This is a genomic window from Pseudomonas simiae (assembly GCF_900111895.1).
Lineage (GTDB): Bacteria > Pseudomonadota > Gammaproteobacteria > Pseudomonadales > Pseudomonadaceae > Aquipseudomonas > Aquipseudomonas simiae.
The window spans coordinates 757869-773897 of record NZ_FOKB01000001.1 but is presented as its reverse complement, the minus strand read 5'-3'; the positions used below and the strand labels follow the sequence as shown (position 1 = coordinate 773897).

12 protein-coding genes and 2 pseudogenes are annotated in these 16029 nt (G+C 60.9%); 13 read left to right on the top strand and 1 reads right to left on the bottom strand.

What is annotated here, in order from left to right; translation table 11 throughout:
* The first annotated feature begins 9 nt into the window (after window positions 1-9).
* The 4 genes from BMZ57_RS03745 to BMZ57_RS03730 all read left to right on the top strand — a co-directional run bounded on the left by BMZ57_RS03745 (window position 10) and on the right by BMZ57_RS03730 (window position 5147).
* Complete coding sequence (locus BMZ57_RS03745) at window positions 10-1656, top strand: bifunctional 3-(3-hydroxy-phenyl)propionate/3-hydroxycinnamic acid hydroxylase (protein WP_021491098.1); 1647 nt, start codon at window positions 10-12, stop codon at window positions 1654-1656.
* A gap of 22 nt (window positions 1657-1678) precedes the next feature.
* A complete protein-coding gene (locus BMZ57_RS03740) occupies window positions 1679-2527 on the top strand; it encodes a VOC family protein (RefSeq protein WP_069672486.1) in 849 nt (282 codons plus the stop codon).
* A 70-nt stretch (window positions 2528-2597) separates the two neighbouring features.
* Window positions 2598-4076, top strand: a complete 1479-nt coding sequence (locus BMZ57_RS03735) for an aldehyde dehydrogenase family protein (protein ID WP_069672485.1) — start codon at window positions 2598-2600, stop codon at window positions 4074-4076.
* Between the two features lie 72 nt (window positions 4077-4148).
* Window positions 4149-5147, top strand: coding sequence for a helix-turn-helix domain-containing protein (locus BMZ57_RS03730; protein WP_010209154.1), 999 nt, complete (start codon window positions 4149-4151; stop codon window positions 5145-5147).
* A 12-nt stretch (window positions 5148-5159) separates the two neighbouring features.
* Here BMZ57_RS03730 and BMZ57_RS03725 read toward each other — a convergent pair whose 3' ends face one another.
* On the bottom strand, window positions 5160-6095 hold the full coding sequence (locus BMZ57_RS03725; RefSeq protein WP_010209152.1) for an AraC-like ligand-binding domain-containing protein: 936 nt from the start codon (window positions 6093-6095) through the stop codon (window positions 5160-5162).
* A 563-nt stretch (window positions 6096-6658) separates the two neighbouring features.
* On the opposite strand from BMZ57_RS03725, the gene oxdA reads away from it, so the two are divergent.
* From oxdA to BMZ57_RS03685, 9 genes and pseudogenes are all read left to right on the top strand, one after another.
* Entirely contained in the window at window positions 6659-7717 is a 1059-nt protein-coding gene (gene oxdA, locus BMZ57_RS03720; protein WP_010209150.1) for an aliphatic aldoxime dehydratase, read from the top strand.
* A gap of 83 nt (window positions 7718-7800) precedes the next feature.
* Entirely contained in the window at window positions 7801-8667 is an 867-nt protein-coding gene (locus tag BMZ57_RS03715) for a transporter (RefSeq protein ID WP_069672484.1), read from the top strand.
* Window positions 8668-8856: 189 nt separating this feature from the next.
* On the top strand, window positions 8857-10371 hold the full coding sequence (locus tag BMZ57_RS03710) for an amidase (protein ID WP_010209147.1): 1515 nt from the start codon (window positions 8857-8859) through the stop codon (window positions 10369-10371).
* 73 nt (window positions 10372-10444) lie between these two features.
* A complete protein-coding gene (gene nthA / locus BMZ57_RS03705) occupies window positions 10445-11038 on the top strand; it encodes a nitrile hydratase subunit alpha (protein ID WP_029529092.1) in 594 nt (197 codons plus the stop codon).
* Between the two features lie 41 nt (window positions 11039-11079).
* Window positions 11080-11742: a nitrile hydratase subunit beta gene (nthB, locus tag BMZ57_RS03700; RefSeq protein ID WP_010209144.1), complete on the top strand. Its 663-nt coding sequence runs from the start codon at window positions 11080-11082 to the stop codon at window positions 11740-11742.
* Window positions 11739-12998 carry a GTP-binding protein gene (locus tag BMZ57_RS03695; protein ID WP_010209143.1) on the top strand — a complete coding sequence of 420 codons (1260 nt, stop codon included), beginning with the start codon at window positions 11739-11741 and terminating at the stop codon, window positions 12996-12998. Before nthB ends, BMZ57_RS03695 begins: the two co-directional genes overlap by 4 nt.
* 18 nt (window positions 12999-13016) lie before the next feature.
* Window positions 13017-14015, top strand: a pseudogene (locus BMZ57_RS29965) (PAS domain-containing protein); the annotation flags it as partial.
* A pseudogene (locus tag BMZ57_RS30105) lies at window positions 14016-14300 on the top strand (methyl-accepting chemotaxis protein); the annotation flags it as partial.
* 78 nt (window positions 14301-14378) lie between these two features.
* Entirely contained in the window at window positions 14379-16019 is a 1641-nt protein-coding gene (locus BMZ57_RS03685; protein WP_010209141.1) for an AMP-binding protein, read from the top strand.
* Window positions 16020-16029 lie beyond the last annotated feature (10 nt).

Here is a 16029-nt window from a genome sequence, read left to right as displayed (position 1 = left end):
GGAATAACAATGACAACCCTCAACAGCTTCAGCACTCAAGTCCTGATCATCGGCGCCGGCCCCACCGGACTGACTCTGGCCAACCTGCTTGGCCAGGGTCAGGTGGATACCCTGATCATCGACCGCAAGGCCGGCACCGTGACCGAGCCCCGCGCTGTCTCGATCGACGATGAATCCCTGCGCACCATGCAGGCGATCGGGCTGGATGCCGCCGTGCTACACGATGTGGTGCCGGGCTACGGCGTGCATTACTTCACCCGCCCGGGCGGGCGTTGCTTTGGCAAGGTCGAGCCCACCGGCAAGGTGTATGGTTTTCCCAAACGCAATGCCTTTCGCCAGCCACTGTTCGAACACACGCTGAAGACCGGCCTTGAGCGCTTTGCGAGCGTGACTGCACGCTTCAATCACGAACTGCTGGAGTTCACTCAAGACGCGCACGGTGTGCGTGCCTTGATCAAGGACACCGATGGCCAATTGCTCGACGTCAAGGCCAACTACCTGGTCGCCTGCGACGGCGGCCGCAGCCCGGTGCGCAAGCAACTGGGAATCGAGATGGTCGGGTCGAGCTTCTCCTCGCGCTGGCTGGTGGTCGATACCGACCAGGACGACGACCCGTTCTGGCAGACCCGCGTGTACTGTGACGCCCGGCGCCCGGTGGTGGAAGTACCCGGTCCGCACCGTACGCGGCGTTTCGAATTCATGCTCCGGCCGGACGAAACCGAGGAGCAGGTGCTCAGCCCGCAAAGCCTGCACGTGCTGTTGCGTCCGTTCAAGGGCGATGCGCCGGTTTCGATCGTGCGCAAGACGGTCTACACCTTTCATGCCCGCGTTGCAGAGCGCTGGCAGGTGGGCCGCGTATTGCTCGCCGGTGATGCCGCGCACCTGACCCCGCCCTACGCCGGACAGGGGATGAACAGCGGCGTTCGCGATGCTCATAATCTGGGCTGGAAGTTGATCGGCGTACTCAACGGCAAATTGGCCGCGACCGCCTTGCAGTCCTACGAAAGCGAGCGGCGCGGGCATGCCTGGGCCTTGATCAAGTTGGCCCTGAACCTGGGCGTGGTCATGGCGCCGGCTACCGTGCTGCGGGCTCGCCTGATCAGTGCGGCATTCGCGTTGGTCGGCCTGGTGCCGCCGCTGCGCGACTATTTCCTGCAGATGCGCTTCAAGCCAAAACCACGCTTTACCCAAGGCCTGGTGCTGCCCGACGGCAAGGCCGGAAAGCTGGCCTGTGGGCAAATGTTTCCTCAGCCGCTGCTGACCGACGCCCAAGGCCACGCCCAGTTGCTGGACGCGAGCATCGGTGCCGGCTTTGCCCTGATTCAATATGGCGACCCTGCTCGCCAGCGTCTTGATGAACTGCGCCACGGTCTTTGGGATCACCTGGAGGCCAAGCGCATCCTGATCCTGCCTGCGCACTTCCAGGCCCTGCCATCGCTGCCTGGCTGCACCGTACTTCAAGACCATGAGGATGCGCTCAAGGACCTGCTGGGCGACAGCCACACGTTTGTGTTGCTGCGCCCCGATCGCTATGTCGCCGCCCTCTTCGACAAGACCACCCAAGACCAGGCTGCCGCCGCCTTGCAGGCGCTGTTCGGCATCCCCTCGACAAGCGCCTGTGCGGATCAACCGGCCATGGCCCCCGTCTACCCCTGAACCTTCAGCCACCGAGGTGTTTATGCAAACCTTGCAGACTTCTACCCCCGCACGCCTGTGTTACCTGCACCTGGCGAGCAAAGCGCCCCAGCAACAAGTTGATTTCTATCGGCGCCTGCTGGACATGAACTGCCTGGCGCAGGCAGACGGCAGTTGGCTGCTCCAAGGCCCGCAACGGGCCATGCTAATCTCGCCCGCCGACCACAGCGGCCTGCTCGCGGCCGCGTACGACCTGGGCAGCCAAGCGCGCTTGAGTAAACTGCGCACGCGCCTGGTGAGCAAGGGCTGTAGCGTCGAAGCGCTCGACTCGCCACTGCTGGAAGCCGGCGCCTTTCAAATCCGCGACCCCCAGGGCCGGCAAACCGTGTTTGGCGTGTCTCTTGGCGCCGTCGCCACCGACCGCAAGGGCATGCCGGGCCGCCTGCAGCATGTGGTGTTCCAGACCACGGAGCTGGAAGCGATGATCGACTTCTACGTCAACACGGTGGGGTTCACGGTCTCGGACAATGTTGTCGATGAGCAGAGCAGCCAGCTCACGACCTGCTTCCTGCGTTCAGACGACGAGCACCACTCGCTGGCGTTTTTCCGCGGTTCGAAAAACGAATGGGATCATCACTGTTACGAAACCAACGAGTGGAATGACATTCGCGACTGGGGCGACCGTTTCGCCAAGGAGCGGATTACATTGTTCTTTGGCCCAGGTCGCCACGGTCCGGGCAATAACCTGTTCTTCATGGTGGTCGATGCCGATCGCAATCGCCTGGAGTTCTCGGCGGAGCTGGAAATCACCGAAGCCAGCCGCGCGCCAGGCGTCTGGCCCCAAGAGGAATACACCCTCAACTCCTGGGGACGCGCCTGGATACGCAGCTGAAAAGACACACTTCAAAGGGTCTGCCCTCACCTACCCTCAATCAACGCGGCTACCTGCCTAAGGTAAGACAATGACAATTCCAACCTTCGCGACCTACGCCATCAGCGGCGACCAATACATCAACGGCACCTGGCGCACAGGTCGTTCGACACGACGCCTGGATGACCGTAACCCGTTCAACGGCGAACGCTTGCTGGAGATGCCGCTGGCCTCGGTGGTTGACCTGGATGACGCCTACCAGGCGGCCCAGCGCGCACAGACCGACTGGGCAGCGCTGCACCCGACCCAGCGCAGTGCGCAGCTGGAAAAACTCGCTCAGGTCATCCAGGACCGCAGCGAAGAAATCATCGACTGGCTGATCCGTGAGTCCGGCAGTACCCGTATCAAGGCAGGGATGGAATGGCAGTTCACCCTCAACCTGGTTCGCGAGTGCGCAACGCTGCCGATGCAGGTTGAGGGGCGAATCCTGAGCAGTTACAAGCCTGGCGAACAGAGCTTCGTGTTTCGCGAGCCGCTGGGCGTGGTCGGTGTCATCAGCCCCTGGAACTTTCCACTGTACCTGAGCATGCGCTCGGTGGTGCCGGCCCTGGCGCTGGGCAATACCGTGGTGCTCAAGCCCGCCAGTGACACGGCGGTCACCGGAGGCCTGCTGATTGCGCACCTGTTCGAAGAAGCCGGGTTCCCCGCGGGTGCGCTGAATGTGGTGGTCGGCGCGGGCTCGGAGATTGGTGATGCATTCGTCGAGCACCCGATACCAAGCCTGATCTCCTTCACCGGTTCCACCGACGTGGGCCGCAATGTCGGACGCATCGCCATCGGCGGTAAGCACATCAAGCGCGTGGCGCTGGAACTGGGCGGCAACGCACCGCTGGTGGTCCTGGACGATGCGGACATCGAGATCGCGGCGCATGCCGCCGTGGTCGGGCGCTTCCTGCATCAGGGCCAGATCTGCATGAGCGTCAACCGCGTCATTGTCGATCGTTCGCGGTATGCCGACTTCGCGGCGCTGGTGGTGGAGCGCGTGCTCAACCTCAAGACCGGTGACCCGGCCAAGCCCGATACGGTGATCGGGCCGGTGGTCAACCAGAGTCAGCTCGATGGCCTGCTGGGGAAGATCGACGCAGCCGAGCGTGCCGGTCTCAAGCAACTGTGTGGTGGCCAGGCGCAAGGGCTCGTGCTGCCAGCCCATGTCTTCGGCGAAGTGGGCCCCGAGCAGGCATTGGCCCGCGATGAAACCTTCGGCCCGTTATTGCCATTGATGATTGCACACAATCAGGCCCACGCCCTGGAGTTGGCCAATGCAAGCGAGTACGGTCTATCCAGTGCCGTGTTCACCCGGGACATGGCGCGCGGCCTGAGTTTTGCGCGTGGCATCGTGGCGGGCATGACCCATATCAACGACATCACCGTCGACGACCAACCCAATGCACCGTTCGGTGGCGAGAAGAACTCCGGCCTAGGGCGCTTCAACGGTCACTATGCCTTGGATGAGTTTACCCGGGCCCATTGGGTCACCTGGCAAGCGGGGAGCCATCGCTACCCGTTCTGATCGCATGCCAGAATCGGGCAAGGCGCCCTCCTTGCCCCTTCAGCCATAACAAAAAGACAGAAGGCGAAACCAATGAACAACCTAGCCTGTGTGTCCACCGATCAGGTCGTTCGCTCTGACCGGCTGATGAAGTGGAAAGAGTTCATGAGCGATCACCTGGGCCGCACGCCTGAGTATATAAAGCGCCTGGAAGCCACCCATATCGACCCGTTGCACAACGGTAACTTCCAGGGGCGGCTGGAATATGGCGACCTGGGCCAGCTGCGTTTCTGCCGCATGACCGCCAGTGCCCATCGCTATTCACGCCACTTGAGCAAAGCACTCGATGTCGTCGACACGCCGCGCATGTTGATCCTGCAAGTTGCCGGTGTCAGCCACTTCGAGCAAGGACAGCAAAGCAGTACCGTCGCACCGGACGAAATGCTCCTGGTCGATTGTGGCAAGCCCTTCAGCGTTACCAGTACCCAGGGTTGCGAACACTTTATCCTGCTGTTCCAAGGCGCCGCCGGCCAACTGACACAGACCGGCGACATGCACTTGAGTGGCCGCAACGGGCTGGGGCGCATGCTGATGCACCTGATCAGCGACGCTTACCATCAATACCCCTTGCTCAACAGCCAGTCGGCCGGGCTGATCGGCGACAGCATCGCCGGGTTGCTCAACAATGCCTTGAAGAACAAGCAAGATGAAAAGCAACTGGACCACGACTTCCGGTTCTTCAAACAGAATCGCCTCAAGGCCTATATTGAGCGCCACCTGGCGGACCGCGACCTCAGCATTGAGCGCATCGCCAATGCTGAACAGTGCTCGGTGCGCAGCTTGCACCGGGCCTTTCAGGATGAATTGGGCTGCAGCGTCAGCGAGTATATCTGGCAGCGTCGGTTGTCCCGATGCGCCGAGGACCTGCGCAACCGCGAACAGGCCCATCGCTCACTCACCGAGATCGCCTATGCCTGGGGCTATGGCAGCAGTTCACATTTCAGCCGGCACTTCAAATCGACATTCGGTATGTCACCACGACTGTTCCGGGAAACGGCCAGCGACAACCGCACTCAATCGCCAGCCGTTTGAGCGCGAAGCCTCTCAATTGCGGCGCAAAAGGGTATTCGGCGCAACGCCAAAGGCCTTGCGAAAGGCATGGCTGAAGTGGGAGAAGTCGGAAAACCCGAAGTCCAGCGCCGCCTGGGACACGCTGCGCACCTGACCGCGCTCGATCGCTTCACGGCTCGCATTCAGGCGCTCTTTCCAGATCTCGGCAACGGGGGTCTTCTGGTATCGCGCGAACGCGCGCGTCACGGTTCGCGTGGACACATTATGAGCCTGCGCGATGACGTCAATGGATAGGTCCGGCTCGGTCAAGTGCCGTTGGATGTACTGCATGATACGACCGTAGAGGTCGAGTTCCTGGTGGGTTGTCTTCAGGTCCTGGAGTTCCAGGCTTATCACCAGCAGGTCGATCAATGCGCCGGAATAACGATTCGAGATGTGCTCATCCTGCAACGACATCGGCGAGCTCGCGGCCTGACGCAACATTTCACGCAAGGGCACGACGCCGGGGCGGCGGTCGTCGAGGACCATCGCCGTGTAATCGGCGATTCGTGGCAGACGCTCGGTCAGTAAGGCTCGCGGAATACGGACCAAGTGGTTTTCGGTACCACCGAAACTGAATCGAAACGCCTGTGTTGCGTCATAAAGAAACAGATTTCCAGCTGCCAGGCTGGCTTTTCTTCCTCCTTGCTCAATTTGCCCATGGCCATTTCGGGAGAAGCCCAACCATAAATCTTCAGCCGGGCCGCTGCGCAGGTGACGCTCTGAGCGCTCCCAGTAATGCAGCGGCGAAGACAGCGAACAGATGTCCAGGTCGCCGAGCGTATTGATCGCGAGCGCGCCATCAAAACTGCTCTGGGACAAGGGTTTGCTGTCTGCTGCCAGGCAATGGCGGCACACCACTTCCTTCCAGTAATCAAAGCGACGGGGGGCCGACACTGCAAGGGTCGAATACTGCGTGCTCGGGTTCATGTCACTGACCTCGACATCAATGCAAAAGGCGCTCGATAAGGTGTAACTTGCGGTCAACTGTCCCCCATCAAAAGCAATTTGCAGGCCAAACACCGCTGCAGGCCGTCCAGTCACACTGCCGTGCGATGCCCCTCGCAACGCGCCTCAGGCCGCAGGCGGTTGCCTGTGCCGTTATCCCCATTTAGAGGCACAGCCCGTCACGCGGTCGGCCCAAGTGCACCAACGCGGACCACGGCGCAACGTCAGTTTCTGCAGTGTCTTTTCCAACCAAACGGTTGTCCCGTCGAACAAAGCGCCCCCTCGCCACCCAGCCTAATTTCCACCTCACAGCAGCTCATACCCCGCTGATGAGGCACGCCATGTATCGACACTATTCACAACGACGGGCTGATTCCTCCTGGTTTCTGCAGAGGCGCGACCTGGTCCCTGAAGAGTCGGCGTATTGGTTGATTGAATGGGGAGCCATGACGCTGCTGCACCGACGGCAAGTCGTCAAACGCGACCTGCCGCCGAAGCGCTGATGCCCACCCGTAGGCCTGAACGAAAATAACGAGGAGCTCACCATGGAATCTGCAATCGACACACATCTCAAATGCCCACGCACCCTGTCACGCCGGGTGCCCGACGAATATCAACCGCCGTTCCCGATGTGGGTCGCGCGCGCTGACGAGCAACTGGAACAAGTGGTGATGGCTTACCTCGGCGTGCAATATCGCGGCGACGCCCAGCGCGAGGCCGCGTTGCAGTCAATGCGCCACATCGTCGGCAGTTTCAGTCTGGCCGATGGCCCGCAGACCCATGACTTGACCCACCACACCGACAGCAGTGGGTTTGATAATTTGATTGTGGTCGGGTACTGGAAAGACCCTGCCGCCCACTGTCGCTGGTTGCGCTCACCCCAGGTAAATGACTGGTGGAATTCGCCGGATCGGCTCAGTGACGGCCTGGGCTATTTCCGCGAAATCACCGCCCCACGCGCCGAGCAGTTCGAAACCTTGTACGCCTTCCAGGAAAACTTGCCCGGTGTCGGCGCGGTCATGGATAGCACCAGTGGCGAGATCGAGGAACACGGTTACTGGGGCTCGATGCGCGACCGCTTCCCGATCTCTCAGACGGACTGGATGAAACCTACCAGTGAGCTGAAAGTGGTCGCGGGTGACCCTGCCAAGGGTGGGCGGGTCGTGGTCATGGGGCATGACAACCTCACGCTGATCCGTTCAGGCCAGGACTGGGCGGATGCCGAGGCGGACGAACGCTCGCTGTACCTGGATGAAATTTTGCCGACCTTGCAGGACGGCATGGACTTCCTGCGTGACAACGGGCAACCCCTGGGCTGCTACAGCAACAGGTTTGTGCGCAATATCGATATCGACGGTAACTTTCTCGACGTGAGCTACAACATCGGTCACTGGCGCTCGGTGGAAAAACTCGAACGCTGGGCAGAGTCGCACCCTACCCACCTGCGTATTTTCGTGACGTTCTTCCGGGTGGCCGCGGGTTTGAAAAAGTTACGGCTGTACCACGAAGTGTCGGTGTCAGACGCCAAGAGCCAGGTATTCGAGTACATCAACTGTCACTCGCAGACCGGCATGTTGCGCGACGCGCTGTCGCCAACCGCCTGAGTGCCGTCGGCACTTCCCCCCCACTTCCTACTTCCTTGCCACCCTCCCCGGGTGGCGTGGTTTCCTGTGCGAGGAATAAAAAAATGAACAAGATCCGCCTGCTGACACTTTCCACCCTGTTGCCCGCACTTCACGCGAACGCCGGTGAAGTAGCCCCTGGCGACTATGAGCAATACCCGGTCGGCGCGACCATCGGTGCGATTTATTACCAGCACTCCACCACGGACTCGGCTTACGCCAACGGGCACAAGGTCAGCTCCGACTACAGGTTGAGCTCAGACGTCGGCATTCTGCGTCTGCTCCACGTCTACGCACTCAGCGACACAGTCACCATCGACCCGCAATTCCTGCTGCCCTTCGGGCACGTCTCCAGTGGCGGTGACGCCTCGACGCTGGGCAGTACCCGCGGCGTCGGCGACTTGATCCTGACCGCGCCGGTCAAGTGGCGGCTCAACGAAGCCCGCGACACCCTCAGTATCGCCCCCTATCTGTATGTACCCACTGGCACTTATGACAAGGATGACGCGCTCAATATCGGTGAGAACCGCTGGAAGTTCGAACTGCAGAGTGCCTACGTCAAGCACTTCACAGAAAGATGGGCAATGGACTTGGTCGGCGGCGCAACCTGGTATGGCGACAACCCCGACTATGGCGCAAATGCTGACCGTCTGAAGCAAGACGTTTCCTATGCAGCACAGATCATGGGGCGTTACATGCCTGACGCTACCACAGCGTTTGGTATCGGCTTCGGGCGCACCTGGGGAGGTGAGACCAACGTCGAGCACGTCAATCAGGATAACGAGTTGGGTACAACCAACTTCCGCCTGACAGCGACCAAATTCGTCACCCCCCAAGACCAGATCCAGCTGCAGTTGGGCAAGGATCTGTCAGTGGACAACGGCGCCAAGGAAGACTTCCGCATGAACCTGCGCTACGCCCGCGTATTTTGACGCAAGCGTCCACCGGACAGCGGCCCCAGCCCTCTGTTGCCTTGGCGCAGGGCTGTCCGGCTCAGCCAAGTCGCTGTCTTTTTCAACCAAGCCTTCGACTGGAGGCGCGGACTATCTTGAGCACCAGGCCCACTGACCTTGATGAGCATGCAGTGCTCTTCGGCCACAGACGATAAGGACAGCCCCACCATGGCAATCGTTCGCCCCACCCTTGAGCAGTTATTGGATATCGCCAGCCGCCTGCACATGCAGCTCAGCCCCGAGCATGCGCGGGAATACTTGCCGCTTATGCAGGCGAGCTTTGACGCCTACGACCTGATTGACGAGTTGCCCGATTTCATTCCACCGGTACGTTACGAACGCAGCTCGGGCTATCGTCCATCGGCTGCACACAACCCACTCAACGCCTGGTACGTGCGAACGGAAGTCAGCGGTGCCCGTGACGGCAAACTGGCGGGTAAAACGGTCGCACTCAAAGACAACATTTCACTGGCTGGCGTGCCCATGATGAATGGTGCCAAGCCACTGGAAGGCCACGTTCCATCGTTCGACGCCACTGTGGTCACTCGGTTACTGGACGCGGGCGCAACCATCCTCGGCAAGGCGACGTGCGAGCATTACTGCCTGTCAGGTGGCAGTCACACTTCCGATCCCGCACCGGTTCACAACCCTTATCGCCATGGGTTTGCCTCGGGTGGATCGTCTTCCGGCAGCGCGGCGCTGGTCGCCGCGGGCGAGGTCGACCTCGCAGTCGGCGGTGACCAGGGCGGATCGATCCGGATTCCTTCCGCATTCTGCGGCACTTACGGGATGAAACCTACGCACGGTCTGGTGCCTTACACCGGGATCATGGCCATCGAAGCGACCATCGATCATGCCGGCCCCATCACCGCCAATGTGAGAGACAACGCTTTGATGCTGGAGGTCATGGCCGGCGCGGACGGGCTTGATCCCCGGCAAGCCGCGCCCCAGGTCGACACGTACAGCGATTACCTGGCACGCGGTGTGAGCGGTCTGAAGATTGGCGTCCTGCGCGAAGGCTTCGAATTGGCCAACCAGGATCCACGCGTTGCGTCGTCGGTCCGCAATGCCATCGCACGGTTTTCGCAACTGGGCGCGCAGGTCGAGGAGGTGTCGGTGCCTGAGCACGCGATCGCCGGGGCGCTGTGGCACCCCATCGGCTGTGAGGGTCTGACGATGCAGATGATGCACGGCAATGGGGCGGGTTTTAACTGGAAAGGGCTGTATGACGTGGGCTTGCTGGACAAGCAAGCCGGATGGCGCGATCAGGCGGATGACCTGTCCGCCTCTCTCAAGCTGTGCATGTTCGTCGGCCAATACGGTGTCGAGCGCTACAACGGGCGTTTCTACGCCAAGGCGCAAAACCTCAGGCGCCTGGCTCGCTCGGCCTATGACGCGGCCTTGGCGCGCTATGACCTGCTGGTGATGCCTACCGTCCCGATCATTGCCCAGCCGCACCCGGAACCGGATTGCTCGATCACTGAGTACGTGGCGCGAGCACTGGAAATGATCGGCAATGCCTCCGCCCAGGACATCACGGGCCACCCGGCGATGTCGATCCCCTGCGGTCTGGTAGACGGTCTGCCTGTCGGGCTCATGTTGGTGGGCAAGCACTATGCCGAAGGCACGATTTATCAGGCTGCCGCAGCGTTCGAGGCGGCTGTCGACTGGAAAAACTGTTAGCCGGCCCCCCGCAGCGCAAAAAAGACCAAGCCGCCAGGCGCTGCCTAGACGCTCAATGATGAGGAATAAACCGATGACCACTCCTGAGAGAAACACATCAACCCCGGGCGAACGAGCACAAGCGTTACTGCAAGTGCTCAAGCAGAAGGACCTGATCCCCGACGGTTACATCGAGCACATGACGCAACTGATGGCCCACGAATGGAGCCCGGAAAATGGTGCGCGGGTTGTGGCCAAGGCCTGGGTAGACCCGCAGTTTCGTGAACTGTTGCTAAGGGATGGCACCGCAGCGTGTGCCCAGTTTGGCTACACCGGCCCGCAGGGTGAATACATTGTTGCCCTGGAAGACACGCCCACTCTGAAAAACGTGATTGTGTGCAGCCTCTGCTCCTGCACCAATTGGCCCGTCCTCGGCTTACCACCGGAGTGGTACAAGGGCTTCGAATTTCGTGCCCGGCTGGTGCGCGAAGGGCGCACTGTCCTGCGGGAATTGGGCACGCAACTGCCGGACGACGTCACCATCAAGGTGTGGGACACCAGCGCCGAAAGCCGCTATCTGGTGCTGCCTGTACGGCCGCAAGGGAGCGAGTCCATGGATGAAGAGGCGCTTCGAAAATTGATCACCAAGGATGTCCTTATCGGCGTGGCGCTACCGCACGTCGCGTAACCGGGGCGCTTTGTTTCTTTCACTTTTCAGAGGTATTCACAATGGATGGTTTTCACGATCTCGGTGGTTTTCAGGGCTTTGGCAAGGTCCCTCACACCATCAATAGTCTGGACTACAAACAGGTATTCAAGCAGGACTGGGAACACCTGGCCTACAGCTTGATGTTTATCGGTGCCGATCACTTGAAAAAGTTCAGCGTGGACGAAGTGCGCCACGCCGTCGAACGCCTGGATGTCCGCCAACATGTCGGCACCCAGTACTACGAACGCTATGTCATTGCGACCGCCACCCTGCTGGTCGAAACAGGCGTCATCACCCAGGCAGAACTCGATCAGGCCTTGGGCTCCCCCTTCAAGCTGGCGAACCCTGCTCATGCCGAAGGTCGCCCGGCGATCACCGGTCGACCGCATTTTGAGGTGGGCGACCGGGTCGTCGTGCGAGACGAGTACGTGGCCGGGCATACCCGCATGCCAGCCTATGTGCGTGGCAAGGCAGGCGTGGTGCTGCACCGCACATCGGAGCAGTGGCCGTTCCCGGACGCGATTGGCCATGGCGACGTGAGCGCGGCGCACCAGCCGACCTACCATGTCGAGTTTCGCGTAAAGGATCTCTGGGGTGATGCGGCAGACGATGGGCTGGTGGTGGTCGATCTTTTCGAAAGCTACCTGGACCACGCCGATGTCGCTCAAGCGGTGAAAGCATGATTGACGGCGCCCTGACAGGCCGACTGCCGGTGACGGTGCTTTCCGGCTTCCTCGGCGCCGGCAAAACCACCCTGCTCAACCATATCCTGCGCAATCGCGAAGGCCTCAGGGTGGCGGTCATCGTTAATGACATGAGCGAGGTCAACATTGATGCCCAGGAGGTGCAGCGCGATGTGTCACTGCACCGTGGCAGCGATGAGTTGATCGAGATGAGCAACGGCTGCATTTGCTGCACGCTGCGCGCCGATTTGCTTGAGCAGATCAGTGCGCTGGCGCGCCAGCAGCGTTTCGATTACCTGCTCATTGAGTCCACCGGGATCTCTGAGCCGATGCCGGTCGCGGAGACGTTCGCCTTCCTGGACGCCGAAGGCTTCAGCCTCAGCGAGTTGGCACGGCTCGATACCTTGGTGACAGTGGTCGATGGCAGCCGTTTCCAGGCGCTGCTTGAGTCACCGGACACCGTGCCCCGCGACGACGCACAGGAGGACACGCCCCAGCGCCCTCTAACCGACCTTCTGATCGAGCAAGTGGAGTATGCCAACGTCATTCTTGTCAACAAAATGGACTTGATCGATGAGCCTGGCTACCAGGCCTTGCACGGAATCCTCGCAGGCCTTAACCCGTCCGCGCGGATCGAGCCAATGACTCAGGGTAACGTTGAGCTATCCCACATCCTCGGCACCCATCTGTTTGATTTACCCAGCCTTGCGGCGTCGCCGGGCTGGATGAAGACAATGGAGGCCAGCGACGCACCGGCCTCCGAGTCGGATACCTATGGCGTGACGTCCTGGGTGTACCGCGAGCGCGCCCCTTTTCATCCGCAGCGATTGTTCGATTTCCTCCTGCGACCCTGGTGCAACGGGCGCCTGTTGCGCAGCAAAGGTTACTTTTGGTTGGCCAGCCGCCACCTTGAAATCGGCCTGCTGGTGCAAAGCGGCAAGCAGTTCCAGTGGGACTATGTCGGGCGCTGGTGGACCTTCATTGAGCCGTCGCAATGGCCACGGGATGAATATCGGTTGCAAAGCATCATGGCCAAGTGGGACAGCATTGTCGGGGATTGCCGGCAGGAATGGGTCTTCATCGGCCAGGATCTGGATACCCATAGGTTGCAACACGAGCTCGACAACTGCCTGCTGAGTGCTCAGGAAATCGCCGCAGGCCCGTCGGCCTGGCAAACCCTGCCGGGAGCGACAGACTTTGACACCCGGGCCTTGTCGGCATGCCCGTCCCCCCTCTTGCAGGCGGATCCCCTTTGAACGAGGTAGAGGTGCTCCATGCTTTTTTTCAGCAGAACCACCCGTTGGGTACTGGCGCCGCTCGCCGAGAGGCTGGAGCAGCCAGACCAGTCGAGCATGCCGTTATCATCGAACAACCCGTTATTGCGCCGCATTCTGTCAGGCGTCGATCAATTGCTACAGGAGCGGCGTGCCTTGGAGGAGCAAGCACGCGCACTGACATTGAAAGTCAGTCAATTGGACGAACGCCTGGCCTGCCGCGACAAGCATTTGCGTCATGTGGAGACGCGCTGGGCACTGATCACCCAGGGTGCAGATGAACTGTTCTGGACACTGGATCTGGCTGCAACCGCCGCCCCGGTGCCGGAGTGCGCAATGGAGTGGTCGGGGTCGGCGTCAATCCAGGCCCAAGGTATTGATCAGCTCGGCCGTTGGAGCGAACAGTTACACCCCGCTGACCGGCAACCGCACCTGGAAGCGCTTGCCCGGCATCTTGCCGATCGCAGTGGGCGGACGCCCTTTGCGCTCGATGTGCGCCTGAAGTCCGCATCAGGCAGTGACTATCGCTGGTGCAGGGTCAGCGGTAACGCAAGTCGTGATCCTCAAGGCGTACCTCTCGCCATCGGTGGAACCCTTCGTGACATTCACGAACAACACCTGCACAACGAGACACTTGAACTGGCGGCCACACGTTTCGACATTTCCCGGGAAATGCTGCACGACGGGCTCTGGGACATCGAGGTCGTGGCCGGCGACCCTGCGAACCCGAAAAATACCATCTGGTGGTCGTCGCAAATGCGCCGACTGCTGGGGTGCAGCACGGTTGAAGAGTTCCCCAACACCCTGGAAAGCTGGACCTCGCGCCTGCATCCCGACGACAGCGAACGGGCGATCGCAGCGTTTGTTGCCCACGTTGAAGACCGCAGCGGCAAAACACCGTTTGATGTGGATTACCGACTCAAACATAAAAGTGGCGCTTACCGCTGGTTCCGCGGCCGGGGGCAAACGCGCCGCGCATCGGACGGCTCCCCGCAGCGAGTGGTGGGTGCCATTACCGATATCCATGCCCACCATGAAGAAAGCACGATGCGTGAGGCGCAGGCGGAACAACATCGCGTGATGCAGGAAACGCTCAGCAAGTTGACGCACATTGTCGCCACCATCCAGGGCATTGCCAGCCAAACCAACCTGCTCGCCTTGAACGCCGCCATTGAGGCGGCGCGCGCAGGCGAGGCCGGGCGCGGGTTTGCCGTGGTCGCTGATGAAGTCCGCAAGCTGGCCACTCGGACCAGCCAGGCCACACAGCAAGCGGCCGAAATGATGGACAGCTAGCCACATCAAAGCGCGCGCACTGGGCGTGTGCACACCGAACATCTACCAACAATAACAATCAGGTACGTTATGCGTGATTACGACTCGGCAGTGACCTCTTTCAATTATCGACAACTGGCCACCCAGGACTTGCACGGCGAGCTGGCGGCCATGAACGCCTGCATCGAATGCTGCGACCGGCACGCCCTGGGTGATGCCGTGGCGTTGTACTGCGAAACGCCGGATGGCCGCGCCACGCACCACACGTTCAGCGAACTGCAGGCCCACGCTGCGCGCTTCGGCAACTTTTTGCGCGAGCAAGGGGTCAAGCCGGGAGAGCGTGTAGCGGGCCTGATGCCACGCACGGTTGAACTGTTGATTGCCATTTTGGGGACCTGGCGCATCGGCGCGGTCTACCAACCGCTCTTCACCGCATTCGGCCCCAAGGCAATCGAGCAGCGATTGGGTTGCTCCGAGGCGCGCTGGATTGTGACCGATGCCCATAATCGCCCCAAGTTGGACGACGTCATTGACTGCCCACGCATCATCGTGACCGGCGCAGGCCCACGCAACCCGGACGATTACGACTTCTGGACCGTTCTGGATCGCCAACAGGCCGATTGTGTACCCGAGTTGCTGGACGCCAGTGCGCCGTTCCTGCTGATGTGTACGTCAGGCACCACAGGGCCGGCCAAGCCGTTGGAGGTGCCCTTAAGCGCCATTCTGGCCTTCAAGGGCTATATGCGTGATTCGATTGACCTGCGAGAGGACGACCATTTCTGGAACCTCGCCGACCCCGGATGGGCCTATGGTTTGTATTACGCGGTGACCGGCCCGCTGGCATGTGGCCGTGCCACGCTGTTCTATGACGGCCCGTTCGCGGTGGACAGTACCTGCCGGATCATTGCCAAGTATGCGATCACCAACCTGGCCGGCTCGCCGACCGCCTACCGCCTGCTGATCGCGGCGGGGGCTGCGTTCGCCGACACCGTGCGTGGTCGCCTGCGTGTCATCAGCAGTGCCGGCGAGCCGCTGAACCCGCAGGTCATCCGTTGGTTTGCCGACGAACTCGGCGTGGTCATCCACGACCATTATGGCCAGACTGAAATCGGCATGGTGCTGTGCAACCACCACGGCCTGCGTCACCCGGTACGTGAGGGTTCAGCTGGTTATGCGGTTCCGGGGTACCGGATTGTCGTGCTGGATGATGCTCATCGGGAACTGCCGCCGGGCCGGCCAGGCGTGCTGGCGGTGGATCGCGAGCGGTCGCCCCTGTGTTGGTTCGAGGGCTACTTCGGAATGCCCACCCAGGCTTTTGTCGACCGTTATTATTTGAGCGGCGATATCGTGGAGTTGAATGACGACGGCAGCATCAGCTTCGTGGGCCGTAACGACGACGTGATCACTACCTCCGGCTATCGCGTCGGACCTTTCGATGTGGAAAGTGCGCTGATCGAACACCCTGCGGTGGTTGAAGCCGCCGTGATTGGCAAACCGGACCCGCAACGCACCGAGTTGATCAAGGCGTTCGTCGTACTGAACAGTCAAAGCCTGCCAAGCACCGAGTTGGCGGAAGTCCTGCGCCTGCATGTCCGGCAACGCCTGGCCGCGCACGCGTACCCGAGGGAAATCGAGTTCGTCGAACACCTGCCCAAAACACCCAGTGGCAAATTGCAGCGGTTCATTCTGCGCAACCAGGAAATCGCGAAGCAGCAGGCGTTCGACACATGACTCAAGGCTA